Here is a 25,938-nt window from a genome sequence, read left to right as displayed (position 1 = left end):
GTTATATCCTCGATGCTCTAAATGCCAGAATCTTTAAACAATGTGGCCATAGAGCCACCATCCACAATAATGCGTACGGCGCGGGCCAGCATTGGTGCAACAGGTAACACTTTGAAGCATTCGGGGTGGTCATCTGGCAGTGCGATCGAGTCCGTAACGACCACCTCTTCAATTGACGGGTGATTCAATTTACTCACTGCCCCATCGGAGAACAATCCGTGTGTTGCACATACATATACATTTTTGGAGCCACGTTCCTTCAACCCTTCCACAACATTCAGAATGGTTGTTCCGGTGTCGATCAGATCCTCAATAATAATAGGTGTCCGCCCTTCTACATCACCAATGACATGGGTAATCACCGATTCATTATGGCTTGGACGTTTCTTGATCATAATGGCAAATGGAGAATCCAGACGGTTCGCCAGCTTCTCTGCCATCGATGCTCGTCCCGCATCAGGGGAGACTACAACAGGGTTCTCAATTCCTTTGCTTAACAAATAATCACTAATTAGATCCAGTGATGTCATATGGTCAACCGGAATGTTGAAGAATCCCTGAATGGCCGCTGCGTGCAAATCGATTGTTACTACTCGATTGGCGCCAGCTGTCGTTAATACATCTGCTACCATCTTGGCCGAGATTGGTTCCCGTGGAGCGGATTTACGCTCTTGACGAGCATAACCATAATAAGGAACAATGATGTTCACAGTGCGTGCGGAAGCCCTCTTTGCGGCATCAATCATCACAAGCAACTCGACAAACAGCTCATTGATCGGATGAGACAACGACTGTACCAGAAACACATCACAATTACGGATCGTTTCTTCATAATGAACGTATATTTCTCCGCTCTTGAACCTGGACAGCTTGATCTTGCCCAGTTGTACACCCAGCTTGTCACATACCTGTTCTGCCAGCTTAGGGTTCGATGAACCGGAAAAAATACGTAACGAATGCTGCATAATGCCCTCCCGAGGGTTGAAATCCCTATATAATCCCTTATCTAAAAGCGATTGTTCAAAAAGACCGGATTTCAGTACCGAGAAGATGGGATAAAGCTAGAAATGGAGTAGCGGAGCGTAGGCAAAACTACGTGAGCAACGGACATTTCGGCTGAATTCCAGCTTCGATGCTGAAGATGCCATTAGGCATCCTTCGTAATCAAAGGCGGACTTTTTGAACTACCTCTAAAAGGTTATTTCCTACCCTCATTATACTCTAATGGCTTATACATTTAAAGGAATGAACGAGCGATGACGGCCTTCGAAAACAGCGACTTCCGTACAGCCCAACTCATGTAAAAGTGCTTCAGCTTCAGGCAAATAATCGCCCAGCTTCATTGGGTCATGTGCATCAGAGCCCATGGTTAATGGAATACCCAAGCGAATGGCTTCCGTCAGCATTCTGCGACTAGGGAACATCTCGGCACAAGGCTTCGATAACCCGGAGGCATTCAGCTCCATGGCGCAGCCACTTTTGGCAATAGCCTGCAGCGCTGCGTTCTCCAGTGAGATACGTTCTTCTGTCTGCTCTGTTGAAGGAACAAAACCAAACCGTTTAATGACATCCGTATGACCCATAATATCGTACATGCCCGTGGCGGCTGCTTTGCTTACGGCATCGTAGTACTGACGATATACCTCAAGGATGTCTTTGCCCTCCCAGTGATGGGTCTGGCGGAAATCCGTAATGTCCCATTCCCCGAGGAAATGAACAGAGCCAATCACATAATCCCATGGATAACGCTCAATGATTGCACGGATCTCTGTTTCCCAGCCTTCAATATAGTCACCTTCCAGACCAACACGTACGTCAATCTGCCCGCGGTAACGTTCTTTCAGGGAGAAACACTCCTCCACGTAACGCGGCAGTTCATCCATAGGCATCGCCATTTCCGGATAATATTGAGCCGGATCGACATGCAACAATGGCATGTGATCGGACAATCCAATCTGGGAGAGTCCGATCTCCACACCACGCTGCACGTACTCTTCCAGTTTGCCAACGGCATGTCCACACCGCTCATGGTGTGTATGATAGTCTATACGCACGAAACTCGCCTCCTAATCGCGGCGAGGCCGTTCATGACGGCGGCTCAGCTCTGACATAATGTCGTCCAGCGGCAGCTTGCGCTCTTGTAACAGGACGAGCAGGTGATACATCAGGTCACTGACTTCCAGACGAAGCTCGTCATTATCTTTATTTTTGGCGGCGATGATTGTCTCGGACGCTTCTTCACCGATTTTTTTCAGTATTTTGTCTACACCTTTATCAAAGAGATACGTTGTATATGCACCCTCAGGACGCTCACGTTCACGCTCTGCAATAACGGATTCCAGTTCAGCCAATACCTCAAAGCGACTTTCGGAACCGGAACTTGCAGAAGCAGATGCCGCACCCGCTTCATCCGAAGCCTTGTCTGCCGATTTCTCTGGCAAACCAATGATTTCATTATGGAAACAAGTTACCGCCCCTGTATGGCAAGCCGGACCGTTCGGTTTCACCTCAACCAACAAGGTATCACCGTCACAATCATATTTTAGGGAAGTAATCGTCTGCACGTTGCCAGATGTTGCCCCTTTATGCCACAACTCCTGACGCGAGCGTGACCAGAACCACGTCTCACCGGATTCTAGCGACAACTTCAGAGATTCGCGATTCATATAAGCCATCATTAAGACTTCCCGAGTATCCATATCCTGCACAATGGCAGGAACCAATCCGTCACTCCAACGAATGTGTTCCACAACCTGCTCCAAGGATAGCTGTTCCTTGATTTCATCGCTCACTTTAGTCACGGATCTCCACCCCTTGTTCTCTCAAATGTTGTTTTAACGCCGGTACGGCGATTTCTTTGTAATGGAAAATCGTTGCGGCCAGCCCTGCGTCCGCTTTGCCTGTGGTAAATACATCATAGAAATGAGATTCCTTGCCCGCACCGCCCGATGCGATGACTGGAATACGCACAGATTCGGATACCGCTGCCGTCAGCTTCAGATCAAAGCCGTCTTTTGTTCCGTCCGCGTCCATACTGGTGAGAAGAATCTCCCCCGCGCCCAAGCTCTCAGCCTTTTTAACCCATTCCAGTGCCTTGATCCCGGAGGGTTTCCGTCCACCATGGGTATAGACTTCCCACTCGCCCCAAGCTTCGTTATACTTGGCATCGATCGCTACCACGATACACTGCGAGCCAAAGCGACGTGCACCATCGGCAATCAACTGCGGATTAAGTACCGCGGCTGTATTCACTGCAATTTTATCCGCTCCCGCACGGAGAATCCGCTTCATGTCCTCTACCTTGGAGATGCCACCGCCTACTGTAAAGGGAATTGCAATCTCGCCCGCTGTCTGCCGCACGACTTCTTCCATCGTTTCGCGGCCTTCCACTGAAGCGGAGATATCGAGAAACACCAATTCATCCGCGCCCTCGCGGTCATATAGTGCCGCCAGCTCTACCGGATCACCCGCATCGCGGAGATTAACGAAGTTGACGCCTTTGACGACCCGTCCGTCCTTCACGTCCAGACAGGGGATGATTCTTTTTGCCAGCATGTTACCTCTTCCTCTCTATCCGAATATCTCTTACTTATTTACCGCACGTACTGCTTCAGACAGATCGATGCTTCCCGTATACAGTGCTTTACCCACGATTGCTCCACCAACACCATCATCCGCGTGGCGACTCAGACGAAGCAGATCATCCATTACACTCACACCGCCGGAAGCAATAACCGTCCGTCCGCTTGTCTTGGCTAGAGATACAATCGCTTCCACATTAGGACCCTGCATCATGCCATCACGGGAAATATCCGTAAAGATAAACGTTTCTGCCCCATATGCCGCCAATTCCTTCGCGAGTACCTCTGCTTGTACTTCCGATGTTTCAAGCCATCCGCGGGTTGCCACGTAACCATTACGAGCGTCGATGCCAATTGCCACTTTGTCACCGTAACGTCCCAGTACTTCCTCTGTAAATGCACGATCCTCAATCGCTGCTGTTCCAATGATCAGCCGGCTAACACCCAGACCCAGCAAACGTTCTACATCAGCTACCGTACGAAGTCCGCCGCCCACCTGAACAGGTACGTTCACAGCCGAGGCAATCCGCCCGATCAGCTCATCGTTAACAGGGCGCCCTGCTTTCGCACCATCCAGATCCACCAGATGAACGTATGTACCGCCTTGCTTCTCCCAGGATAGAGCCACTTGAACCGGGTCATCGTTATACACGGTCTCCTGATTATAATCTCCCTGCACCAGTCTTACACATTTGCCGTCCCGGATATCAATCGCCGGATATAGGATAAAAGATGACATACAAGGCCTCCTGAATATGAATTAGATTTGTACGCTTTCTATAGTTAAGAAGAGATGATATTTTACCTTTGTACAGGTGATCCTGTCAGAGCCAAAAAGTTGCCGAGCAGCTTCATACCAAGCTCTCCACTTTTCTCCGGGTGGAATTGCATGCCAAAGTTGGATCCTCTGCCTACAATGGCTGTCACCGGATGTCCGTAATCCGTTACTGCCAGCAGATCGTCCCTGTTTTCAGTAAGCGCATGATAGGAATGGACAAAATAGACGTGACCTGCCTCAAGCCCTGTAAATAGCGGATTTTCCGCGTGCAGGAATTCCAAACGGTTCCATCCCATATGAGGAACCTTCAGCTCTCCTGGTGCGAATCGCACCACTTTACCTGGCAAAATATCCAGTCCTTCATGCTCGCCATGCTCTTCACTTGAGCTGAACAACAATTGCATGCCCAGACAGATACCGAGCAGTGGCTTGGACCCGGCAGCGGCTTCCTTCACCACCGTATCCAGTCCACTCTCCCGCAGATGAACCATCGCATCACCAAAAGCACCTACGCCTGGCAGAATGACACCATCTGCGCCAAGAATCTCTTCCCGGTCACCCGTGACCAGCGCTTCGTAGCCAAGACGTTCGACCGCTTTGCCGACGCTGTGCAGGTTACCCATACCGTAATCGACAATTGCAATCGCCATCGTCTACAGCACTCCCTTCGTGGAAGGCACACCTGTTACACGTGGATCAATCATCGTTGCTTCATCCAGTGCACGTCCCAATGCTTTAAAGATCGCTTCAATCATGTGGTGGGTGTTCTGACCATAGTGCACAATGACATGTAACGTAATCCGAGCTTCCAGCGCCAATTTCCACAGGAATTCATGTACCAGTTCCGTGGAGAAACTGCCTACCTGTTGGGAAGGGTATTCTGCACGGTATTCAAAGTGAGGCCGGTTGCTCACATCAATAATGACCTGAGCGAGTGCCTCGTCCATCGGCACAAAAACACTGGCGTAACGCTTGATGCCGCGTTTGTCACCCAACGCTTCTCGCAACGTCTGTCCCAGACAGATCCCGATGTCTTCAACCGTGTGATGATCGTCGATATCAATATCTCCACGGGCCTGCACGTTCAGGTCGAATTGCCCGTGCTTTGTGAACAGATCCAGCATATGGTTCAGGAAAGGTACATCCGTTTCAATCGTGGATTGTCCTGTTCCATCTACATTAAAGGCCAATTGAATATTGGTCTCATTTGTTTTGCGGTCAACCTCTGCTTGGCGCACTGCACCTTTGGTTTCAAGTTCCACACCATTATTTTGCTTATCCATTGTCCGATTCCGCCTTTCCTTCCTGTTCTAACCGTACAGCAATTGCACGGGCATGCCCTTCAAGACCCTCATGGCGGGCCAACTCTATAATAGCCGCTCCGTTCTTCAGCAGCGCTTCTTTACTATAATAAATCAGACTCGATTTCTTGATAAAATCATCCACGTCCACTGGCGAACTGAATCGCGCAGTGCCATTGGTCGGTATAATGTGATTGGGTCCTGCAAAATAATCCCCTACCGGCTCCGAGCTGTACGGGCCGAGGAAGATCGCACCGGCATTTTCGATCCGGCCAGCGTAAGCCATCGGCTCCTGCACCATGATCTCCAGATGCTCCGGTGCAAGCCGGTTCACCACGTCGATTCCCTCATCGATGGAATCAACCACAATAATAGCGCCATACTGCTCCACGGATGCAGCAGCGATATCCCGCCGCGGAAGCACTTCAAGCTGCCGCTGCACTTCGCCCTGCACGGCTTCCGCCAGCGTGGCCGAATTCGTGACGAGAATGGCCGATGCCATCTCGTCATGTTCCGCCTGCGACAACAGGTCGGCGGCGACATACACCGGATTCGCCGTATCATCGGCGAGCACCACAATCTCACTCGGCCCGGCGATACTGTCGATATCGACCGCACCGTACACCTCGCGCTTCGCGAGCGCCACGTAAATATTGCCCGGTCCACAGATCTTGTCGACCGGTGCAATACTCTCCGTGCCGTAAGCCAGGGCGGCGATAGCTTGAGCGCCGCCAACCCGGTACATCTCGCTCACGCCTGCTTCCGCAGCAGCAACGAGGATGTACGGGTTAATACCTTCGCCACCGTTCGTAGACGGCGGCGTCACAAGAACGATCTCCGGCACGCCTGCCACCTGTGCCGGAATCACATTCATCAGCACAGACGATGGATACGCTGCTTTGCCGCCAGGTACATAGACGCCGACCCGCTTCAGCGGTCGGATGACCTGGCCCAGCAGGCTGCCGTCCGGCTGCCAATCCATCCACGAGTTGCGTTTCTGTTTCTCGTGAAACGCACGAATGTTGGCGGCGGCTTGCCGAATCGCCGTCACAAAGGATGGCTCCACGGCTGCATAAGCCGCCTGCAGCTCTTCCTGCGGCACGCGCAAATCCGCGGCCGTCAGCTTTGTGCGGTCCAGCTGCTCTGTGTAACGCAGCAGGGCCGCATCACCCTCACGGCGAATGTCGCTGACAATGCGCCGTACCGTCTCATTTTGCTCCGGCGTGCCATACTCCACTTCCCGCTTCAGATCAAACTCCCGTGCAGGTACAATTTTCATACGTACAACCTCCTCATCCTCTGTAATACCTGCCTTCTTGTGGCCGATTTGCTTCTTTATTTTGTCTCTTACTCTTAATTTTGCTTCTGCTTCTGCTTTGTATGTTTCTCATCTATGTTTCCAACGCAGTACTTCATCCCCGAAAGCTTCCCGCAGAAATCTCATTCGATGCCGGAATGACCTGTTGAAGTGCATCACACAAAGCCTGGATTCGTGCATTTTTCATCCGATAACTTACCCGATTGGCGATAAGACGGCTAGTGATGTCCAGAATGCCTGTCATCTCCACCAGTCCGTTCTCGCGCAGCGTCTGACCTGTCTCCACCAGATCGACGATCCGGTCTGCCAGACCAATCAAAGGCGCCAGCTCAATGGAACCATTCAGCTTGATCACCTCGACCTGCTGTCCCTGCTCCCGGAAATACTGTGAAGCAATCCTTGGATACTTCGTTGCAACACGTTGCTGGATGCCTGGCTTCCAGTCTGGAAGTCCGATCACAGACATACGGCACTGAGCGATTCCCAGATTCAACAGTTCGTACACATCCCGATCTTCCTCCAGCAGCACGTCTTTACCAACAATTCCGATATCGGCAACACCGTACTCCACATATGTTGGAACATCTACTGGCTTAGCCATAATGAATTCCATTCCCGCTTCCGGTACTTCGATGACCAATCTGCGTGTATCGTCTACGTCTTCTGGAATATCCAGCCCCGCTTCACGAAACAATTTGGAGGCTTTTTTATAGATCCGGCCCTTCGGCATGGCCACCTTCAGAATATCCGACATCTCAGCGTCCTCCTTCTTCAGATCCGTAAGTAATAACCTGCTCAGCCTCAGCGGTTCTTGCTTCAACCGATACGGCACTTGCCCCAGCCCCGTCTTCAGGAAGAAGGAGTGTCACTACATTTTGTCCCATACTGCGTAATCTTGCCGCTTCTGTTAGTGCCTCAGCCCGACGTTTCGGGGTATATTGGATAAGTACCGGTTTTTTCTCTTCAATCGTAATGCCATGAACACCATCAATAATCCGGTTTGTTTTCAGTGCAAATCCTGTAGCTGGCAATGAACGACCAAACTGTTGTAACAGATTATCATACCGTCCACCGCTACATACCGGAGATCCCAGTTCGGCTGCATACCCTTCAAATGTCATGCCCGTATAATAGGAGAAATCACCGATCATCGTCAGATCAATCAGCACATGATCGGATACACCGTACGCTTCCAATACTTCGAATACGGCACACAGATGTGCAATTGACTGTGCTGCTTCAGCACTTGAACTTAGCTCTACCGCATGTGTGCATACTTCCTTGCCACCACGCAGACGAAGGATCGCTTCGAGCTGTTCTTTCAGCTTAGGCTCCAGATTCAATGCTTCAATGGACTGGCGGTAGCCGACATAATCGCGTCCGAGCAGACCTTCCTTCAATTGCTCCTGCTCAGCGGTCTGACCTGGAATCACTTCCTCCAGTAATCCGTTCAGGAATCCCATATGGCCCATCGCTATTTTAAAAGAAGACACACCCGCTGCCTGCAAAGAGGCAATTGCTAACGCAACAACTTCTGCATCCGCCTCAGGTGAGTCGTCTCCAACCAGCTCCACGCCCGTCTGGAAAAATTCAGCCTCACGCCCAGCTTCCTCTTCAATAGAACGGAATACATTCGCATGATAGGATAAACGCAGCGGCAACTGCTCATCTTTGAGCATGGATGAAACGACGCGTGCAATCGGAGCCGTTAGATCCGATCTGAGCACCAGCGTGGTTCCCCGGCTGTTTAGCAATTTAAACAATTTTCGATCTGATGTAGAGCTTGCCACACCTACCGTGTCGTAATATTCAATCGTTGGTGTGATGATCTGACGGTAACCCCAGCGTTCCATACATTCCAGTACATTGCGTTCAATCGTCCGCAGCTTGGATACTACATGTGGTGTATAGTCGCGGAATCCGGTCGGTTTTTCAAAACCTTTTGGTTTGGACATTGGTAATATTCACCCCGAGTCAGTAGTTTAAGAGTAGTGCTCGTTCTATTTCAACAGGATTTATGTAGTGTAAATCCCCATTCTATCTTGTAATCCTGAATCACCGTATTGTTGCAAAAACCTTCAACTATTGGTTTAGTTCAACCTTTATCACGTTAAATTCCCTCGAAATACTTTCACATGGTAAAGTGCTAACAAACTAAAGGATATGGGATATGATAACATGAAATCCGCACTACCGTCAACAATACCAAAGCTTGATTGCCCATGGAACGACATATCGTTTTATATACACACCGTTACGCCTATCAATCGGTATTTATATACGAAAAAAGCTGCCATAAGCAGCTTTTTACTTCAACCCATCTTCATTCCTTACTTACTTTATTGGCTCATTACTTTATTGACTCAATGCACACTACCCTGAGAAGAATCATCCGTGTTAAAGACCGTTTCTTCCGTAGAAGCTGCCGCACGGGATAAATCACGAAGTGGATTACCTCCAACAAAAGCTCCTGGTGCAACATCCTTATGTACGACTGCTCCAGCAGCCACAACGGCTCCATCTCCTATGGTTACCCCGGGAAGAATCGTTGTGTTAGCACCAATCAGTACATTTTCGCCGATATTCACCTCACCGAGCCTGTACTCCTTAATGAGATACTCATGAGCGAGAATCGTTGTGTTGTAACCGATGACCGAGTTTTCGCCGACCGTTATTTTCTCCGGAAAAAACACATCGACCATCACCATCAGGCCAAAGGCCGTGTGTTTTCCCACCTTCATACCGAGCATTCGGCGGTAAATCCAGTTCTTCACCGATAGGATCGGACAATAGCGTGACAACTGGATCCAGATAAAATTACGAACGCCCTTCCACGGACTCACTGTCTTGTAGATATGCCAAAGTGCATTCTGGTCCTCTACCGGATAGCGGGTTACTTTTCTCATGAACGTCCCGTTTCAATACGGATGAGTTTCAACAAATCTCTCATGTCGTGCAACATATGATCGGGTCCATATCCGTTCAGGATTGTTTCCCCTTTAAGGGACCATGCAACCCCCGCCGAAAGAGCGCCCGCATTTTGTGCCGATTGGATATCCACTGGACTGTCACCTACCATCAGCGTTTTAGCAGGATCTGCACCCAGTTCCGTCATCGCTTTCAGTACAGGTTCAGCGTGCGGCTTTGGATTCGTTACATCGGTCACTGTTACAATTGTCTTCATATATTTCAGTAGATCAAAACGTTCTAGCACCTTTAATGTGGATGGGCGAATTTTGGTTGTGACCACACCCATCACAATGCCGGCCTGATGCAGCGCCTCTACTACCTCAATAACATGTGGAAAAGGTCTAACCATCGCTTCATGATGGATATCATTATAAGCACGGTAACCTTTCACGTACTCGGAGACTTCCTCCTGGCCAGAGAAAGTGCGCATTTGCTGCTCCAGTGTGCCACCCATATGTGGAATGATCTGTTCCCGTGTCCATGGAGCTGAATGCTCCCATCCCCCCATGACATGCTGGAATGAGCTGATAATCAACTCATTGGTATCAATAATCGTTCCGTCCAGATCAAACAATACCGTGTCAATCATGTTGCATTACTCCTTTTTATCATCAACTTGCTTGGATTCATCTTTGGCTGGAGGTGTTATCTTGTTCTCTTTGCCAGCAACTGTTCCCGTATGCTCCATATCATCTGAGGTAACTTTGGACGATACAATCGGATCACTATAACGAACATCTGCTTTACCTGTCACTCTTCTCACCACAATGAATACAACAGCAACAATAATGATGCCAATCGCGAGCAGTTGCGAGATTCTTACGTTACCGTAAGCAGGATCAAGATATCCTTGTTCAAAGCCCATTGCAGTCATTGGAGACCACAGCCCGTTCACTAATGAAGCAACCCACTGCGGAGCCTGAAAGCCCAAACTGTCTGTACGTAAAGCTTCAATGAAGAAGCGACCGATAGAGTACCAGATGAAATAAGACATGAACAGTTCACCTGAACGCAGAAACTTCTGACGACGCAGAACCAGCAGCAAGACCAGACCAACGAGACTCCACATCGATTCATACAAAAATGCAGGATGGTGGAATACGCCTTCTACGTTCATTTGATTCACAATAAAGTCCGGCAGATGAAGCTTGTCTCTTAAAAATGATTCTTCTACAGGACCGCCGTAGGCTTCCTGATTCACAAAGTTCCCCCAACGCCCGATCAACTGTCCAACGAGCAGTCCAGGCGCACAGATATCGGCCATACGCCAGAAGTTATATCCTTTACGACGGAAGAAAATAACTGCACAGATAATAGCACCAATAAGTGCACCATAGATGGCAATACCGCCATTCCATATTTTAAAGACATCCCAGAAATTATCCCTATAATCTTCCCATTTAAATGCGACATAGTAGATGCGGGCACCAATGATGGCAGAAGGCACACCCAGCAGGACCATGTCCATGAACACTTCCTGTGGAATATTGTATCGTTTGCCCTCCCGGATCACGAGCAGGAGTCCTATAAGTGCCGCGGCACCAAGAATAAGCCCGTACCAGTGAACCTTTAACGCTCCAATAGAGAACGCAATCGGGTTCAACAGTAATAATGTATCCATTCATTCACACTCCTATTTATTCAATCAATCGCACGCATGACGAATGGTTGGCATGCCCTGCGCCTTAAGAGAAGCAGTACATGTCAACCATTTATCTTCATTTCCTTGTATAAAATATTTCTTAATCCATGTCTTCCATATCTTCCGAGATGGTTGCTGTCAGCTTGTTTGTAAACTGCAGTGCAGCATTAAGACCCATCTGTTTCAGGCGATAGTTCATACCTGCCACTTCAATAATAACTGCCAAGTTCCGTCCCGGACGAACAGGAATCGTAACGAGAGGTACATCCGTATCAATGATACGTGTAGTTTCTTCATCCAGACCCAGACGATCATATTGTTTATCCTGCTGCCATGCTTCCAGACGTACAACCAAGGTAATCCGTTTGTTATTCCGAACCGCACCAGCCCCGAACAATGTCATGACGTTGATAATACCGACACCTCGAATTTCGAGTAAGTGGCGGATCAATTCTGGTGCAGTACCGTGCAGCTGAAAATCTGACGTTTGGCGGATCTCTACCGCATCATCGGCAATCAATCGGTGTCCACGTTTCACCAGTTCAAGTGCTGTTTCACTCTTACCAATACCGCTACTACCTGTAATCAGCATACCTACACCATAGACATCACAAAGTACACCATGGATGGTTGCTGTTGGCGCCAGTTTCTTCTCTAGGAAACCGGTAATCCGGCTGGATAGAATCGTTGTTGCCATATTGCTGCGAAGTACAGCCAGATTCTGTTCTTCACTGATATCAATCAGCTCTTGCGGAACTTCCAACCCACGCGTGACAACGATACAAGGCGTCTCTTCCGTACAAAGACGTTGCATACGATCGCGCCGCTCTTGCTCAGGTAACATTGCAAAGAAAGCTAACTCCGTTCTTCCAAGCAGCTGTACCCGTTCTTGTGGATGATATTCAAAATAACCGGCCATTTCCAGACCAGGACGGTTCAGGTCATCTACCGTAATGACTCTTTTCAATCCGTGAGATCCAGAAACAACCTCCAACTGAAATTGCTGCACGAGTTCAGATACTTTCACTTTTTTCGCCATTTGTCTCTTCCTTTCAGCATTAGCTGTCCCTCTATGTACATCAGATCGTGTATCAGTTATTTCCATTATTAGCGCATTCACAACATGGGGTACAGACGCATACCCTTCCAACAGTCGATTCTCTCAAATATATGAAGACAGACCTTCAAATAATCTTAAATGAATTCCGGGATGAATGCAATCGCAGTCTCCGACGACCATTAGTAAGAAAAGTCTTCTGATCGAAGCACCTTCTAGGATACTACATTCGCAGTTTAGCGGCCGTTTTTCTTGCGGTTATTAATCCTTCAACTCCGCCGAAACTTTTAATTCCAATAATCTTAAAAAAAGCCCCTTCCAGCAATAACGGAAGGGGCTCTCATTACAATGTATAATTGCAATAACTGTCAGGTTCCATCGTCACCGAGGAATCCCAGTATTATTTGTCTTGAAGAAGTACGTTCACTTCAGTCTCTTTGTCAAAGATATGAACTTTGTTCATGTCGATGGCCATTTTAACTGTGGAACCATCACGAGTGTTAGAACGTCCGTCTACACGTGCGATTGTTGTATCATTACCAACACCGCTCAAGTAGAGGAGCATTTCGTGACCCAGGTTCTCTGTAACATCTACGTGTGTAGAGAATACGGAGTTCGGGGATGCTTCCAGGAATACTGGCTCTTCGTGAATGTCTTCTGGACGAACACCCAGAATCACTTCTTTGCCAATGTATCCTCTAGATTTCAACACTTGTGCTTTACCTTGCGGGATTTCAACATCCACACCAGGAGCTATGAAATGCATGCTAGTACCTTGCTCAGCGAGTTTACCCGAAATAAAGTTCATTGTCGGGGAACCGATGAAACCAGCTACGAACAGGTTAGCCGGCAGGTTATACAACTCTTCCGGAGAAGCTGCTTGTTGGATGATACCATCCTTCATAACAACGATCCGATCACCCATCGTCATAGCTTCGATCTGGTCATGCGTTACGTAGATAACAGTTGTTTCCAAACGTTTCGCAAGTTTAGTGATCTCTGCACGCATTTGACCACGCAGTTTGGCATCCAAGTTGGAGAGAGGCTCATCCATCAAGAACACTTGTGGATCACGGACAATCGCACGTCCCAAAGCGACACGTTGACGTTGACCACCGGACAATGCCTTAGGTTTACGCTCAAGCAAATGCTCGATATCCAGGATTTTAGCTGCTTCACGTACACGTTTGTCGATCTCATCTTTTTTAACCTTACGCAATTTCAAACCAAACGCCATGTTTTGATATACGCTCATATGCGGATACAAGGCATAGGATTGGAATACCATCGCGATATCGCGGTCTTTAGGTGCAACATCATTAACGACACGGTCACCGATATAGAGTTTACCTTCAGAAATTTCTTCAAGGCCTGCGATCATACGAAGTGTTGTTGACTTACCACAACCGGACGGACCTACCAGTACCAGAAATTCTTTATCTTTAATGTCCAGGTTAATGTCAACTACAGTTGCTTTATCAGAACCCGGGTATTTTTTGAAAATATGCTCTAAACGTACTCCAGCCATGATTGTTGCCTCCTCAGAGATCATTTTGTAATCGAATACAATTTGTATTTTTATAATACCCTATACACATGAGGTTTGACTATTCGCAAACTGCACAAAAATATCAATGCTTTTTCGTCACTTTGTACATTAGTAGTAAAAACTGCACTAGAACAGCACTTTCGAAGTGCCTCACATCATAGCCAATCTCCTGTTTGATCTTATCCAGACGGTATACCAACGTATTACGATGAATGAAAAGTCGTTTTGCGGTCTCGCTGACATTACAGTCCAGACTAAAAAAAGTCTCCAGCGTAGCAAGTGTCTCACTGTCATTGAAGATTAACGTGTCTTTGCCTGTTTCCTGTATAAAACGTGTACGCTGCTCATCTGGAATGCTCGCAACCAACCGCTCCAGGTGAAGATCCCATGGGAGATGGATATGCTGCGTAACATGGAATGCTCTCCCCAAGTGAACACTTTCTTTAAGAAGAGTTGTGACCGATACAAGTTGTTGCGCAGGAATGCATGGCAGAGATGCAGACAGATGGAACACCCCAGCCCACTCACTGGCAACCAATTCATGCAACCCCAGACAAAAAGCGTTCAGTGAATCCTTTTTGGCCTCCGTTGTATCTTCCTCGGCTTCTTCTGTAACAATTTCTTTATCACCCATGAAAATCCACTCTTGCTCCCCCAAAGGAATCAAGACAATCTCTTCACCAAAGTAACTCTCAAGCAACTTGTTGAGCTCCTTGGATCGTAAACGATGTGCATCCGGTGTATCCCCTTGCAGCAAGAACAGAATCTTCTCCGTATTCAACTCTGCTGCCACTACAAAGCGATCAGGGACCGCTTCAGATTTCTGCTTGGTTGGTTCTTCGATCTGCTCTTTAAGCCAGAGACCCAATTCAGTCAAATACTGCTCCCTATCATTCTCATATATAACAGGTTGTACCTCATCGGGTAGAGCCGTGTTAGTACGGATTACAAGCTCGATCAATTGTCGTGTTTCCAAGGTAATAGATCTTGCAGCGCATCCCCAACACACAACGTTCTCTTCTTTCTCATTCATCCGAACCTTAAAAAATATACGCTTTCCCGTATTTAAACTGATCACATCGGATGAAATTGGAGATGCAGATTGATCAGATAACTCCTGACGCTCACCTTCATCACCAAAGGTCTCTAAATTTTCATGATTACCAACTAGATTGGCAACAGATTGCATCCATTCTTCTATTGTAATTTCATATTCGTCCAAATTTGTGCCTATAATGACTTCAATTTGCTGTTTTAGATCAGGTATGAGCTTCATATAATGAACGTCACCACTCTGCATGTTTTCTATTAGTTTATCATATCTTGCCGAGTATTAATAAAAATCCATATTGAGTTAAAATCACATAACAAAAAAGAGCGACTAATCAAATTAATGATTAATCACTCTTTTTTTAAAGATGAGTCATGAAGGGCTCGAACCTTCGACACCCTGATTAAAAGTCAGGTGCTCTACCAACTGAGCTAATGACTCATAAAACTGGTGGAGGATGATGGATTCGAACCACCGAACCCGTACGGGAGCAGATTTACAGTCTGATGCGTTTGGCCACTTCGCTAATCCTCCAGGGATTAAAGGTGGCTCGGGACGGAATCGAACCGCCGACACGAGGATTTTCAGTCCTCTGCTCTACCGACTGAGCTACCGAGCCATATTTAATTTTTAGGATTAATGGCGGAACCGACGGGATTCGAACCCGCGATCTCCTGCGTGACAGGCAGGCATGTTAGGCCAACTACACCACGGTTCCAGGCATTAATGGTGCCGGCGAGAGGACTTGAACCCCCAACCTACTGATTACAAGTCAGTTGCTCTACCAGTTGAGCTACACCGGCGTATATGGTGGAGGCTGAGGGGATCGAACCCCCGACCCTCTGCTTGTAAGGCAGATGCTCTCCCAGCTGAGCTAAGCCTCCTGGGTAATATGGTAGCGGCGGAGGGGATCGAACCCCCGACCTTACGGGTATGAACCGTACGCTCTAGCCAGCTGAGCTACACCGCCATATTAATTGTGTCTTGATTGCTTGTCCACCTTTAGGTAAAGATGGCGGAGAGAGAGGGATTCGAACCCTCGCACCGCTTACGCAGTCTAACCCCTTAGCAGAGGGTCCCCTTATAGCCACTTGGGTATCTCTCCGAATAACAATCATCAACATCATTCAAGGATTGCTCCCTGAAAACTAGATTCGAAACGAAACATGCGAATTACAACTTGCTATTGGATAAGCCCTCGACCGATTAGTACTGGTCAGCTCCATGCATTGCTGCACTTCCACCCCCAGCCTATCTACCTCGTCGTCTTCAAGGGGTCTTACATACTGGGAAATCTCATCTTGAGGGGGGCTTCACGCTTAGATGCTTTCAGCGTTTATCCCGTCCGTACATAGCTACCCAGCGGTGCTCCTGGCGGAACAACTGGTACACCAGCGGTACGTCCATCCCGGTCCTCTCGTACTAAGGACAGCTCCTCTCAAATTTCCTACGCCCACGACAGATAGGGACCGAACTGTCTCACGACGTTCTGAACCCAGCTCGCGTACCGCTTTAATGGGCGAACAGCCCAACCCTTGGGACCTACTTCAGCCCCAGGATGCGATGAGCCGACATCGAGGTGCCAAACCTCCCCGTCGATGTGGACTCTTGGGGGAGATAAGCCTGTTATCCCCAGGGTAGCTTTTATCCGTTGAGCGATGGCCCTTCCATGCGGTACCACCGGATCACTAAGCCCGACTTTCGTCCCTGCTCGACTTGTAGGTCTCGCAGTCAAGCTCCCTTATGCCTTTGCACTCTTCGAATGATTTCCAACCATTCTGAGGGAACCTTTGGGCGCCTCCGTTACTCTTTAGGAGGCGACCGCCCCAGTCAAACTGCCCACCTGACACTGTCCCCGCACCGGATTACGGTACCAGGTTAGAACCTAGATACGATCAGGGTGGTATCCCAACGTTGCCTCCATGCAAGCTGGCGCTCACACTTCAAAGGCTCCCACCTATCCTGTACAGATCGTACCCAAATTCAATATCAAGCTGCAGTAAAGCTCCATGGGGTCTTTCCGTCTTGTCGCGGGTAACCTGCATCTTCACAGGTATTAAAATTTCACCGGATCTCTCGTTGAGACAGCGCCCAAGTCGTTACGCCATTCGTGCGGGTCAGAATTTACCTGACAAGGAATTTCGCTACCTTAGGACCGTTATAGTTACGGCCGCCGTTTACTGGGGCTTCGGTTCACAGCTTCGGGATTACTCCCTAACCACTCCCCTTAACCTTCCAGCACCGGGCAGGCGTCAGCCCGTATACTTCGCCTTACGGCTTCGCACAGACCTGTGTTTTTGCTAAACAGTCGCTTGGGCCTTTTCACTGCGGCCCCCTCGTGCTATTCACACTACCGGGGCACCCCTTCTCCCGAAGTTACGGGGTCATTTTGCCGAGTTCCTTAACGAGAGTTCTTCCGCGCGCCTTAGAATACTCTTCTCGCCTACCTGTGTCGGTTTGCGGTACGGGCACCATCACCTGGCTAGAGGCTTTTCTTGGCAGTGTGAGATCATGACCTTCGCTACTATAATTTTCGCTCCCCATCACAGCTCAGCCTTACAATGTGCGGATTTGCCTACACATCAGCCTCACTGCTTAGACGGACATCCATCAGTCCGCGTCACTACCCTACTGCGTCCCCCCATTGCTCATAACGGCTTACGGTGGTACAGGAATTTCGACCTGTTGTCCTTCGACTACGCCTTTCGGCCTCGCCTTAGGTCCCGACTTACCCTGAGCGGACGAGCCTTCCTCAGGAACCCTTAGGCTTTCGGCGGATCAGATTCTCACTGATCTTTTCGTTACTCATACCGGCATTCTCACTTGTATAATGTCCAGCGCTCCTTACGGTACACCTTCAACCCTTATACAACGCTCCCCTACCCCTGATGCAAAGCATCAAGCCATAGCTTCGGTGGTGTGTTTAGCCCCGTTACATTTTCGGCGCAGAGTCACTCGACCAGTGAGCTATTACGCACTCTTTCAATGATGGCTGCTTCTAAGCCAACATCCTGGTTGTCTGTGCAACTCCACATCCTTTCCCACTTAACACACACTTGGGGACCTTAGCTGATGGTCTGGGCTGTTTCCCTTTTGACAATGGATCTTAGCACTCACTGTCTGACTCCCGGAAGTAAGTCTATGGCATTCGGAGTTTGACTGAGCTTGGTAACCCTTGCGGGCCCCGCACCCAATCAGTGCTCTACCTCCACGACTCTGTTTTCCGAGGCTAGCCCTAAAGCTATTTCGGGGAGAACCAGCTATCTCCGAGTTCGATTGGAATTTCTCCGCTACCCCCACCTCATCCCCGCATTTTTCAACATGCGTGGGTTCGGGCCTCCAGTGCGTGTTACCGCACCTTCACCCTGGACAGGGGTAGATCACCCGGTTTCGGGTCTACGTCCACGTACTAAGTCGCCCTATTCAGACTCGCTTTCGCTGCGGCTCCGGCTCTTCACCTTAACCTTGCACGGGAACGTAACTCGCCGGTTCATTCTACAAAAGGCACGCCATCACCCCTAAAACGGGCTCTGACTTTTTGTAAGCACACGGTTTCAGGTTCTATTTCACTCCCCTTCCGGGGTGCTTTTCACCTTTCCCTCACGGTACTGCTTCACTATCGGTCGCTAGGAAGTATTTAGCCTTGGCAGATGGTCCTGCCGGATTCATACGGGGTTTCACGTGCCCCGCACTACTCGGGATCCGTCTCGGAGGGAACAGACTTTCAACTACAGGGCTTTTACCTTCTTTGGCGGGCCTTTCCAGACCTCTTCGCTTAACCGGTTCCTTTGTAACTCCATGTGAGACGTCCCACAACCCCAAAGAGCAAGCTCTCTGGTTTGGGCTTCTCCGCGTTCGCTCGCCGCTACTGACGGAATCACTATTGTTTTCTCTTCCTCAGGGTACTTAGATGTTTCAGTTCCCCTGGTATGCCTCTACACAACCTATGTATTCAGTTGTGAGTAACTGGAAATTACCCCAGCTGGGTTTCCCCATTCGGACACCCCCGGATCAAAGCTTGCTTACAGCTCCCCGAGGCAGTTTCGTTGTTCGCCACGTCCTTCATCGGCTCCTAGCGCCTAGGCATCCTCCGTGTGCTCTTAGTAGCTTAACCATTTTGTTCCGGTTTCGGCCGCTCGCTTCCCTTGTTTTGCTTGCGCAAAGCCAAAAGTCGCTCTCACCCGATACCATCACAAAAGCAATTTAACTACCTTTATACACTTGACTTGTTTGCACAAGTTCAGCTTAAAGGAATGTTCTAATTCGCGTTTGTTTCGTTTCGATATCTAGTTTTCAAAGAACAAACTTGTAAAACATTTTTGGTGGAGCCAAGCGGGATCGAACCGCTGACCTCCTGCTTGCAAGGCAGGCGCTCTCCCAGCTGAGCTATGGCCCCATATAAAGTTTAAAGGTATAGATGGTGGGCCCTGGTGGACTCGAACCACCGGCCTCACCCTTATCAGAGGTGCGCTCTAACCAACTGAGCTAAGGGCCCACATTACATATACTATTTGAACCCAAAATGGGTTACGCTTGGCGGCGTTCTACTCTCCCAGGACCCTGCGGTCCAAGTACCATTGACGCTGAAGGGCTTAACGGTCGTGTTCGGGATGGGAACGTGTGGAACCCCTTCGCTATCGCCACCAAACGTTTGAGAGTTTGAACTCTCAAAACTGAGCAACGAGTGAGTTGCTTTGCTCTTCATTTCATCCACACCGAAGTGATAGACCAAAATGAATCGCTGTTGTAGGTTCTAAGAACCTACTTATTTGAATGTTTCCACTCGGGAAACGATTCTCCATAGAAAGGAGGTGATCCAGCCGCACCTTCCGATACGGCTACCTTGTTACGACTTCACCCCAATCATCTATCCCACCTTCGGCGGCTGGCTCCTTGCGGTTACCCCACCGACTTCGGGTGTTATAAACTCTCGTGGTGTGACGGGCGGTGTGTACAAGACCCGGGAACGTATTCACCGCGGCATGCTGATCCGCGATTACTAGCAATTCCGACTTCATGCAGGCGAGTTGCAGCCTGCAATCCGAACTGAGACCGGCTTTGTTGGGATTGGCTCCATCTCGCGATTTCGCAGCCCGTTGTACCGGCCATTGTAGTACGTGTGTAGCCCAGGTCATAAGGGGCATGATGATTTGACGTCATCCCCACCTTCCTCCGGTTTGTCACCGGCAGTCTATCTAGAGTGCCCACCCGAAGTGCTGGCAACTAAATATAAGGGTTGCGCTCGTTGCGGGACTTAACCCAACATCTCACGACACGAGCTGACGACAACCATGCACCACCTGTCTCCTCTGTCCCGAAGGAAAGATACATCTCTGTACCGATCAGAGGGATGTCAAGACCTGGTAAGGTTCTTCGCGTTGCTTCGAATTAAACCACATACTCCACTGCTTGTGCGGGTCCCCGTCAATTCCTTTGAGTTTCAGTCTTGCGACCGTACTCCCCAGGCGGAGTGCTTAATGTGTTAACTTCGGCACCAAGGGTATCGAAACCCCTAACACCTAGCACTCATCGTTTACGGCGTGGACTACCAGGGTATCTAATCCTGTTTGCTCCCCACGCTTTCGCGCCTCAGCGTCAGTTACAGCCCAGAGAGTCGCCTTCGCCACTGGTGTTCCTCCACATATCTACGCATTTCACCGCTACACGTGGAATTCCACTCTCCTCTTCTGCACTCAAGTCACCCAGTTTCCAGTGCGATCCGGGGTTGAGCCCCGGGATTAAACACCAGACTTAAATGACCGCCTGCGCGCGCTTTACGCCCAATAATTCCGGACAACGCTTGCCCCCTACGTATTACCGCGGCTGCTGGCACGTAGTTAGCCGGGGCTTTCTTCTCAGGTACCGTCACCTTGAGAGCAGTTACTCTCCCAAGCGTTCTTCCCTGGCAACAGAGCTTTACGATCCGAAAACCTTCATCACTCACGCGGCATTGCTCCGTCAGGCTTTCGCCCATTGCGGAAGATTCCCTACTGCTGCCTCCCGTAGGAGTCTGGGCCGTGTCTCAGTCCCAGTGTGGCCGATCACCCTCTCAGGTCGGCTACGCATCGTCGCCTTGGTGAGCCGTTACCCCACCAACTAGCTAATGCGCCGCAGGCCCATCCCCAAGTGACAGATTGCTCCGTCTTTCCAGTTTCCTTCAGGCGAAGAAAACAATTATTCGGTATTAGCTACCGTTTCCGGTAGTTGTCCCAAACTTGAGGGCAGGTTGCCTACGTGTTACTCACCCGTCCGCCGCTAAGTATCAAGGAAGCAAGCTTCCTATCAACTCCGCTCGACTTGCATGTATTAGGCATGCCGCCAGCGTTCGTCCTGAGCCAGGATCAAACTCTCCAATAAAGTATTGAAAAGAGCGATAAGCTCATTTTGAATCTGACGAGATTAAAAATCTCATTTGTGCTCCAGTCGATTCAAGCCAAGGCTTGTCTCCAACTTTTGCGTTCATTCTGCAAGCAAAATGTTTACTCACTCGTTGTTCAGTTTTCAAAGATCAAACTCGTTTTTTCGTCACCATTTTCTCTCAGCGGCGACTTTTATAATATATCATACTTCGTTTGTTTTGGTCAAGTGTTTTTTTGAAATTCTTTTTCGAAGTTCGTAATGAACTCCTTCATTTCATCTAAAGCATCTAACCAAGCAAGCAAAGCAACGAGATATAATGTACCATATAAATATCCTGCGAGTCAACTATCCGAACAAAGAAATTTTTAACCCTAATAATAGCCCCACACCTGGCAATCCCAAAACAGTTACAGTCCCTATCGTTGCAGGGTTCAGCGGGATGTAGGTTCCTGTAATCCAGCCAGAATAATTCACGATATATATCCCTACTGCAGCCAACACCAGATGAATTCCAAATGACGTGAAAAACGATAACCCTATCCGCTTTCTGAATAAAATAACGATAAGCCCCAGTAATGATATAACCAATACACTTCCCAGTATGATACTCTTCATATGTTACACCTCCATGTTTAATGTAAACGCGTCTACATACTAATCCCCCGTTGTGATGTAACATCATCATTAGCTCTGGCTCGCTTTGCTCTTCTCAAGTGGATCTGGTACTTCCGCTCAGCTGCCTCCAATACATAAATGGCATAATCAATCTCATCCTGCCCCTGCGCATCTTCAAACTGTCTCATAGCCCGTTCCCATTCCTGCTTAGCCATCTGAATATCTGCATAGATCTGATCCGCCTCAAGTTCCTTCAACATTCTGTTGTGTTTCTCTACCGAGTTCCGTGTATTTCGCCACAAAAACATAAACTCTCCCCCTCCTGATCAGCACAGCATATTCTCATACTTATCAGGGAAAGGACAAACTTAGAACTCGGACATTCATTTTCTTCATAAAAAAAAGAGAGCCCTAAGGCTCTCTTTGCACATCGAAACTTATTTAGCATCCGAAGTTACCAAGGAAGTCCGCTGCGTAAATTGAACACACTAACGCATCTCCCTGCGCCCTTCCAACGCTTTGGAAAGGGTCACTTCATCCGCATACTCAAGATCGCCACCTACAGGCAATCCATGCGCAATCCGGGTCACACTGATCTCAAATGGACGCACCAAGCGGGAGATATACATCGCTGTAGCCTCCCCCTCAATATTGGGGTTTGTCGCCAATATGATCTCTTTTATACGTTCATCACTTAATCGAACCAAGAGTTCCTTCAAACGAATATCGTCTGGGCCAATTCCCTCCATAGGTGAAATCGCGCCCTGTAACACATGATAGTACCCATCGAATTCCTTGGTGCGCTCCATGGCCACCAGATCTTTCGAATCCTGAACTACACAGATTACAGATACATCCCTGGACTTATCCTGACAGATGCGACATGGGTCCGTATCAGTGATATTACAACATACAGAACAGTAATGAAGATTACGTTTCACACTTACGAGCGCTTTGGCAAAATCGATAACGTCATCTTCCTTCATGTTAAGCACATGAAAAGCTAAACGCGCTGCTGTCTTGGGACCCACACCCGGCAACCGGGTGAAGGCATCAATCAGCTTGGCTATTGGTTCGGGATAATACAATCGATTGTGTCTCCTTTGACAGGATCAATTTTTAATTAAAATAATCCCGGAATATTCATGCCGCCTGTGAACTTGCCCATATCCTTGTTGGCAATCTCATCGGCTTTGGCCATTGCATCATTAACAGCTGTCATAACGAGATCCTGCAACATTTCAACATCTTCCGGATCTACCGCTTCAGGTTTGATCGTGATAGCAAGCAATTTCTTGTGTCCGTTAACTTCAGCCGTCACTACACCGCCACCAGAAGTACCTTGGACTGTTTTGTCCGCCAGTTCCTCTTGTGCTTTCAGCATTTGCTCCTGCATTTTCTTCACTTGTTTCATCATTTGGTTCATGTTGTTCATAATTGTTCATCTCCTTTGTTATGGTTATCGCGCTATGCGCATTATTCTTTGATCACTACAAGGTCCTCACCAAAGAGCTGGATGGCTTCATCAATCCAAGGCTGTTTGTTGCCTGAACCGCCGTCTTCATGCTCAGGTTCAAGCTTAAAGTCCTCCTTTGGCGCTTCAGAAGCTCCCTCCATTGCTCCGGTCCAATCTTTGAGCATCATCGTCACCAATCGTGCAGGACGCCCAAGCTGTTCCGACAACACCCGCTCAATGACTTCACGGTTAGCCTGCTTCTCCGTTGTTTCACGGTGAATGTTGTTTTTAAAAGCAACCAACACATTATCTTCAAGCAATGATACCGGCTCACCATCCACAAACCAGGCGTGAACGGTAACCCTCTCTTCCTTCACTCGTTGCAGGATCTGACTCCATTTTTTGCTGATCTCCGCGAACTCAGGGGCTCCCTTGCGCACAACATACTGATCCAACTGTGCAGGAAGCTTCGCGGGCGAGTTGCCTCTCGATACAGGGGCCCTTGTTGCCGGACGAGATGGAGCACTCGATGCACCTTCTCCACCAGACAAACCACTTTTCAGTGCACGATCCAACTTCTTCTCCAACTCAGCAAGCTGCTGCTTCAAGCGGTTGATCTCTCCTCCATCGGCAGGTGCTGCATGAGCTGAAGCTCCCACCTGAATAGAAGCCTCACCTTGAGCTGGAATACTACACAGTTTAAGCAATGCAACTTCAAATAATGTCTGTGGTTGTACTGCATATTTCATTTCACTCTGGTACCGATTAAGGGTGTCAATCATGTGGAACAGTTGTTCCCTGGTGAATGACTCCGCCATATCACGGAAAGATTCCGGATTAAGTACCCGGTCCGTCAGTTTATCTGCATCAGGTACCATCTTAATCATAAGCAAATCACGGAAATAATACAGCAAATTCTCCATACACTTGTCTGCACTCTTTCCTTCATGCATGAAACCTTCAATCATCTGCAAAATATGACCAACATCACCCTTGAGCAGCGAAGCAGCCAGTTTGGCAAATTGCTCTGAAGCAATCCCACCCGTCATGTCCATGACCTGCTGGTACGTTACCCGTCCATCCGTAAATGAAGAGATCTGATCCAGTACACTAAGTGCATCCCTCATTCCACCGTCCGATAAACGGGCAATGTATTGGAGCGCATCCTGGTCAGCTTCCATGCCTTCCTGTTCACAGATCAGTGTAAGTCTTGCTGTCTGCTCTTCCAGGGATACCCGGCGAAAATCAAATCGCTGACAGCGCGATATAATGGTAGCCGGAAGGCGGTGCGGTTCCGTTGTTGCCAAAATAAACATCACATGTGGTGGCGGCTCTTCCAATGTTTTGAGCAAAGCATTGAATGCCTCCGTTGTCAGCATGTGCACTTCATCAATAATATAGACTTTCTGCCGGACCTCGGTTGGCGCATATTTAACCTTTTCCCGAAGATCACGGATTTCTTCAACGCCCCGATTGGATGCAGCATCAATCTCCTGCACATCCATCACAGCGCCAGTCGTAATTCTGCGGCAAGCTTCACACTCGTTACAAGGTTCAGGCGCAGGCCCACGTTCGCAGTTCACAGCTTTGGCCAAAATCTTGGCGGCACTTGTCTTTCCCGTTCCTCTGGGCCCGCTAAATAAGTAGGCATGGGAAGTCCGCTGTTCACGAATCGCGTTCTGCAAGGTCTGAATAATATGCTGTTGCCCCACCATATCTTGAAACGACTGGGGACGCCAAGCCCGGTATAACGCGATATGCTCCATGATGCGTTACCTTCCTTCCACTTCGCATTCGAGTCCTTTGTCGTTCCCCTATTATACTATATTCTAGGGTGAATCCAAACTTTATCTGACTCATTCATGCGGTTTATTAAGACATATCAAAAAGACCTCTGCATACATACTACTGCAAAGGTCTCTACATTTAAAAGGTAAGCCGTGCACCTGCTATCGATATTTGCGATCCAAGTGGCACCCCTGAACAATAGCTCGGGCTAGGCAACCCTCCGGCACAAGAGTGATCTCACTTATGGCTGCTTCCTTCCGGACCTGACCAGGTTCATGAGTACTCATTGCGGAGGACCCAACCGTCAACACCACGTTTAGGGACCAAACCTCACATCGGCAAAACCTCTAGCAGGAATTCAACCTCGCTATAGCGGATTGCGAGTTACAGGGCACCGCTACCTCCCCATCTAGCACGGTAAGAAATAGTATAACGTAAGGTTATCCAAATTGCAACCAGAGGAACTCGTAAG

General features: G+C 48.7%; 21 protein-coding genes, 10 tRNA genes, 3 rRNA genes and 1 other RNA gene. All 35 read right to left on the bottom strand.

Going from position 1 to position 25,938, the window contains the following annotated elements:
• Positions 1 to 17 precede the first annotated feature (17 nt).
• On the bottom strand, positions 18 to 965 hold the full coding sequence (locus MKZ13_RS00810; protein WP_036616184.1) for a ribose-phosphate pyrophosphokinase: 948 nt from the start codon (positions 963 to 965) through the stop codon (positions 18 to 20).
• Positions 966 to 1,229: 264 nt separating this feature from the next.
• Positions 1,230 to 2,054: a histidinol-phosphatase HisJ gene (gene hisJ / locus MKZ13_RS00805; protein ID WP_074092958.1), complete on the bottom strand. Its 825-nt coding sequence runs from the start codon at positions 2,052 to 2,054 to the stop codon at positions 1,230 to 1,232.
• Between the two features lie 12 nt (positions 2,055 to 2,066).
• Positions 2,067 to 2,792 (bottom strand): bifunctional phosphoribosyl-AMP cyclohydrolase/phosphoribosyl-ATP diphosphatase HisIE, encoded by a 726-nt coding sequence (hisIE, locus tag MKZ13_RS00800; RefSeq protein WP_221822504.1) that lies wholly within the window; start codon positions 2,790 to 2,792, stop codon positions 2,067 to 2,069.
• A gap of 1 nt (position 2,793) precedes the next feature.
• Positions 2,794 to 3,555 carry an imidazole glycerol phosphate synthase subunit HisF gene (gene hisF, locus MKZ13_RS00795; RefSeq protein WP_221822472.1) on the bottom strand — a complete coding sequence of 254 codons (762 nt, stop codon included), beginning with the start codon at positions 3,553 to 3,555 and terminating at the stop codon, positions 2,794 to 2,796.
• Positions 3,556 to 3,585: 30 nt separating this feature from the next.
• Positions 3,586 to 4,320: a 1-(5-phosphoribosyl)-5-[(5-phosphoribosylamino)methylideneamino]imidazole-4-carboxamide isomerase gene (gene hisA, locus MKZ13_RS00790; RefSeq protein WP_339181104.1), complete on the bottom strand. Its 735-nt coding sequence runs from the start codon at positions 4,318 to 4,320 to the stop codon at positions 3,586 to 3,588.
• 62 nt (positions 4,321 to 4,382) lie between these two features.
• The gene (gene hisH / locus MKZ13_RS00785; protein WP_237178351.1) at positions 4,383 to 5,009 is read right to left on the bottom strand and encodes an imidazole glycerol phosphate synthase subunit HisH; all 627 of its coding nucleotides are present in this window, start codon (positions 5,007 to 5,009) and stop codon (positions 4,383 to 4,385) included.
• A gap of 3 nt (positions 5,010 to 5,012) precedes the next feature.
• Positions 5,013 to 5,642, bottom strand: a complete 630-nt coding sequence (gene hisB, locus MKZ13_RS00780) for an imidazoleglycerol-phosphate dehydratase HisB (RefSeq protein WP_260632859.1) — start codon at positions 5,640 to 5,642, stop codon at positions 5,013 to 5,015.
• Positions 5,635 to 6,939, bottom strand: a complete 1,305-nt coding sequence (gene hisD / locus MKZ13_RS00775; protein WP_339181099.1) for a histidinol dehydrogenase — start codon at positions 6,937 to 6,939, stop codon at positions 5,635 to 5,637. The genes hisB and hisD overlap by 8 nt, the downstream gene beginning before the upstream one ends.
• A gap of 133 nt (positions 6,940 to 7,072) precedes the next feature.
• A complete protein-coding gene (hisG, locus tag MKZ13_RS00770) occupies positions 7,073 to 7,732 on the bottom strand; it encodes an ATP phosphoribosyltransferase (protein WP_036674770.1) in 660 nt (219 codons plus the stop codon).
• Between the two features lies 1 nt (position 7,733).
• Positions 7,734 to 8,933 carry an ATP phosphoribosyltransferase regulatory subunit gene (locus MKZ13_RS00765; RefSeq protein WP_339181096.1) on the bottom strand — a complete coding sequence of 400 codons (1,200 nt, stop codon included), beginning with the start codon at positions 8,931 to 8,933 and terminating at the stop codon, positions 7,734 to 7,736.
• A gap of 408 nt (positions 8,934 to 9,341) precedes the next feature.
• The gene (locus tag MKZ13_RS00760) at positions 9,342 to 9,884 is read right to left on the bottom strand and encodes a DapH/DapD/GlmU-related protein (RefSeq protein WP_339181093.1); all 543 of its coding nucleotides are present in this window, start codon (positions 9,882 to 9,884) and stop codon (positions 9,342 to 9,344) included.
• Positions 9,881 to 10,537 (bottom strand): pyrophosphatase PpaX, encoded by a 657-nt coding sequence (gene ppaX / locus MKZ13_RS00755; RefSeq protein ID WP_017691276.1) that lies wholly within the window; start codon positions 10,535 to 10,537, stop codon positions 9,881 to 9,883. The genes MKZ13_RS00760 and ppaX overlap by 4 nt, the downstream gene beginning before the upstream one ends.
• Positions 10,538 to 10,543: 6 nt before the next feature.
• Positions 10,544 to 11,569 carry a prolipoprotein diacylglyceryl transferase gene (lgt, locus tag MKZ13_RS00750; protein ID WP_339181090.1) on the bottom strand — a complete coding sequence of 342 codons (1,026 nt, stop codon included), beginning with the start codon at positions 11,567 to 11,569 and terminating at the stop codon, positions 10,544 to 10,546.
• Between the two features lie 121 nt (positions 11,570 to 11,690).
• Positions 11,691 to 12,629 (bottom strand): HPr(Ser) kinase/phosphatase, encoded by a 939-nt coding sequence (gene hprK, locus MKZ13_RS00745; RefSeq protein WP_017691278.1) that lies wholly within the window; start codon positions 12,627 to 12,629, stop codon positions 11,691 to 11,693.
• A gap of 418 nt (positions 12,630 to 13,047) precedes the next feature.
• Positions 13,048 to 14,175: a sn-glycerol-3-phosphate ABC transporter ATP-binding protein UgpC gene (ugpC, locus tag MKZ13_RS00740; RefSeq protein ID WP_017691279.1), complete on the bottom strand. Its 1,128-nt coding sequence runs from the start codon at positions 14,173 to 14,175 to the stop codon at positions 13,048 to 13,050.
• 103 nt (positions 14,176 to 14,278) lie between these two features.
• A complete protein-coding gene (locus MKZ13_RS00735) occupies positions 14,279 to 15,496 on the bottom strand; it encodes a helix-turn-helix domain-containing protein (protein WP_339181087.1) in 1,218 nt (405 codons plus the stop codon).
• Between the two features lie 119 nt (positions 15,497 to 15,615).
• Positions 15,616 to 15,688, bottom strand: a tRNA-Lys gene (locus MKZ13_RS00730).
• Between the two features lie 7 nt (positions 15,689 to 15,695).
• A tRNA-Tyr gene (locus MKZ13_RS00725) sits at positions 15,696 to 15,781 on the bottom strand.
• Between the two features lie 12 nt (positions 15,782 to 15,793).
• Positions 15,794 to 15,866 (bottom strand) — tRNA-Phe (locus tag MKZ13_RS00720).
• A 21-nt stretch (positions 15,867 to 15,887) separates the two neighbouring features.
• Positions 15,888 to 15,965 (bottom strand) — tRNA-Asp (locus tag MKZ13_RS00715).
• A 9-nt stretch (positions 15,966 to 15,974) separates the two neighbouring features.
• A tRNA-Thr gene (locus MKZ13_RS00710) sits at positions 15,975 to 16,050 on the bottom strand.
• A 5-nt stretch (positions 16,051 to 16,055) separates the two neighbouring features.
• Positions 16,056 to 16,131: transfer RNA gene (locus MKZ13_RS00705), tRNA-Val, on the bottom strand.
• Between the two features lie 9 nt (positions 16,132 to 16,140).
• Positions 16,141 to 16,217, bottom strand: a tRNA-Met gene (locus MKZ13_RS00700).
• Positions 16,218 to 16,260: 43 nt separating this feature from the next.
• A tRNA-Ser gene (locus MKZ13_RS00695) sits at positions 16,261 to 16,352 on the bottom strand.
• Between the two features lie 81 nt (positions 16,353 to 16,433).
• Positions 16,434 to 19,361, bottom strand: a 23S ribosomal RNA gene (locus MKZ13_RS00690).
• Positions 19,362 to 19,567: 206 nt separating this feature from the next.
• Positions 19,568 to 19,643 (bottom strand) — tRNA-Ala (locus MKZ13_RS00685).
• 22 nt (positions 19,644 to 19,665) lie between these two features.
• Positions 19,666 to 19,742, bottom strand: a tRNA-Ile gene (locus MKZ13_RS00680).
• Positions 19,743 to 19,778: 36 nt separating this feature from the next.
• Positions 19,779 to 19,895 (bottom strand): 5S ribosomal RNA (gene rrf / locus MKZ13_RS00675).
• Positions 19,896 to 20,051: 156 nt separating this feature from the next.
• Positions 20,052 to 21,604: ribosomal RNA gene (locus MKZ13_RS00670) — 16S ribosomal RNA — on the bottom strand.
• Together the 16S, 23S and 5S rRNA genes with 10 tRNA genes alongside form the textbook arrangement of a ribosomal RNA operon.
• Positions 21,605 to 21,952: 348 nt before the next feature.
• Positions 21,953 to 22,222: a pro-sigmaK processing inhibitor BofA family protein gene (locus MKZ13_RS00665; RefSeq protein ID WP_036607241.1), complete on the bottom strand. Its 270-nt coding sequence runs from the start codon at positions 22,220 to 22,222 to the stop codon at positions 21,953 to 21,955.
• A gap of 32 nt (positions 22,223 to 22,254) precedes the next feature.
• Positions 22,255 to 22,530, bottom strand: coding sequence for a DUF2508 family protein (locus tag MKZ13_RS00660; RefSeq protein WP_074092951.1), 276 nt, complete (start codon positions 22,528 to 22,530; stop codon positions 22,255 to 22,257).
• Between the two features lie 180 nt (positions 22,531 to 22,710).
• A complete protein-coding gene (gene recR, locus MKZ13_RS00655) occupies positions 22,711 to 23,310 on the bottom strand; it encodes a recombination mediator RecR (RefSeq protein WP_036607246.1) in 600 nt (199 codons plus the stop codon).
• Positions 23,311 to 23,345: 35 nt separating this feature from the next.
• The gene (locus tag MKZ13_RS00650) at positions 23,346 to 23,657 is read right to left on the bottom strand and encodes a YbaB/EbfC family nucleoid-associated protein (protein WP_036607248.1); all 312 of its coding nucleotides are present in this window, start codon (positions 23,655 to 23,657) and stop codon (positions 23,346 to 23,348) included.
• Positions 23,658 to 23,698: 41 nt separating this feature from the next.
• Positions 23,699 to 25,444, bottom strand: a complete 1,746-nt coding sequence (gene dnaX, locus MKZ13_RS00645; RefSeq protein WP_339181083.1) for a DNA polymerase III subunit gamma/tau — start codon at positions 25,442 to 25,444, stop codon at positions 23,699 to 23,701.
• A 172-nt stretch (positions 25,445 to 25,616) separates the two neighbouring features.
• An RNA gene (gene ffs / locus MKZ13_RS00640) (signal recognition particle sRNA large type) lies at positions 25,617 to 25,884 on the bottom strand.
• Positions 25,885 to 25,938 lie beyond the last annotated feature (54 nt).

The organism is Paenibacillus sp. FSL R5-0701 (genome assembly GCF_037973995.1).
Classification (GTDB): domain Bacteria; phylum Bacillota; class Bacilli; order Paenibacillales; family Paenibacillaceae; genus Paenibacillus.
The sequence above is the reverse complement of the archived record's forward strand: the minus strand, read 5'-3'. Positions and strand labels throughout refer to the sequence as shown.

Excerpts from the sequence above, each read along its gene's own strand:
- MKZ13_RS00810 (WP_036616184.1), bottom strand. The coding sequence starts at position 965 with ATGCAGCATTCGTTACGTATTTTTTCCGGTTCATCGAACCCTAAGCTG.
- hisF (WP_221822472.1), bottom strand. The coding sequence starts at position 3,555 with ATGCTGGCAAAAAGAATCATCCCCTGTCTGGACGTGAAGGACGGACGG.
- hisA (WP_339181104.1), bottom strand. The coding sequence starts at position 4,320 with ATGTCATCTTTTATCCTATATCCGGCGATTGATATCCGGGACGGCAAA.
- hisH (WP_237178351.1), bottom strand. The coding sequence starts at position 5,009 with ATGGCGATTGCAATTGTCGATTACGGTATGGGTAACCTGCACAGCGTC.
- hisB (WP_260632859.1), bottom strand. The coding sequence starts at position 5,642 with ATGGATAAGCAAAATAATGGTGTGGAACTTGAAACCAAAGGTGCAGTG.
- hisD (WP_339181099.1), bottom strand. The coding sequence starts at position 6,939 with ATGAAAATTGTACCTGCACGGGAGTTTGATCTGAAGCGGGAAGTGGAG.
- hisG (WP_036674770.1), bottom strand. The coding sequence starts at position 7,732 with ATGTCGGATATTCTGAAGGTGGCCATGCCGAAGGGCCGGATCTATAAA.
- MKZ13_RS00765 (WP_339181096.1), bottom strand. The coding sequence starts at position 8,933 with ATGTCCAAACCAAAAGGTTTTGAAAAACCGACCGGATTCCGCGACTAT.
- MKZ13_RS00760 (WP_339181093.1), bottom strand. The coding sequence starts at position 9,884 with ATGAGAAAAGTAACCCGCTATCCGGTAGAGGACCAGAATGCACTTTGG.
- ppaX (WP_017691276.1), bottom strand. The coding sequence starts at position 10,537 with ATGATTGACACGGTATTGTTTGATCTGGACGGAACGATTATTGATACC.
- lgt (WP_339181090.1), bottom strand. The coding sequence starts at position 11,569 with ATGGATACATTATTACTGTTGAACCCGATTGCGTTCTCTATTGGAGCG.
- hprK (WP_017691278.1), bottom strand. The coding sequence starts at position 12,629 with ATGGCGAAAAAAGTGAAAGTATCTGAACTCGTGCAGCAATTTCAGTTG.
- ugpC (WP_017691279.1), bottom strand. The coding sequence starts at position 14,175 with ATGGCTGGAGTACGTTTAGAGCATATTTTCAAAAAATACCCGGGTTCT.
- MKZ13_RS00735 (WP_339181087.1), bottom strand. The coding sequence starts at position 15,496 with ATGCAGAGTGGTGACGTTCATTATATGAAGCTCATACCTGATCTAAAA.
- MKZ13_RS00665 (WP_036607241.1), bottom strand. The coding sequence starts at position 22,222 with ATGAAGAGTATCATACTGGGAAGTGTATTGGTTATATCATTACTGGGG.
- MKZ13_RS00660 (WP_074092951.1), bottom strand. The coding sequence starts at position 22,530 with ATGTTTTTGTGGCGAAATACACGGAACTCGGTAGAGAAACACAACAGA.
- MKZ13_RS00650 (WP_036607248.1), bottom strand. The coding sequence starts at position 23,657 with ATGAACAACATGAACCAAATGATGAAACAAGTGAAGAAAATGCAGGAG.
- dnaX (WP_339181083.1), bottom strand. The coding sequence starts at position 25,444 with ATGGAGCATATCGCGTTATACCGGGCTTGGCGTCCCCAGTCGTTTCAA.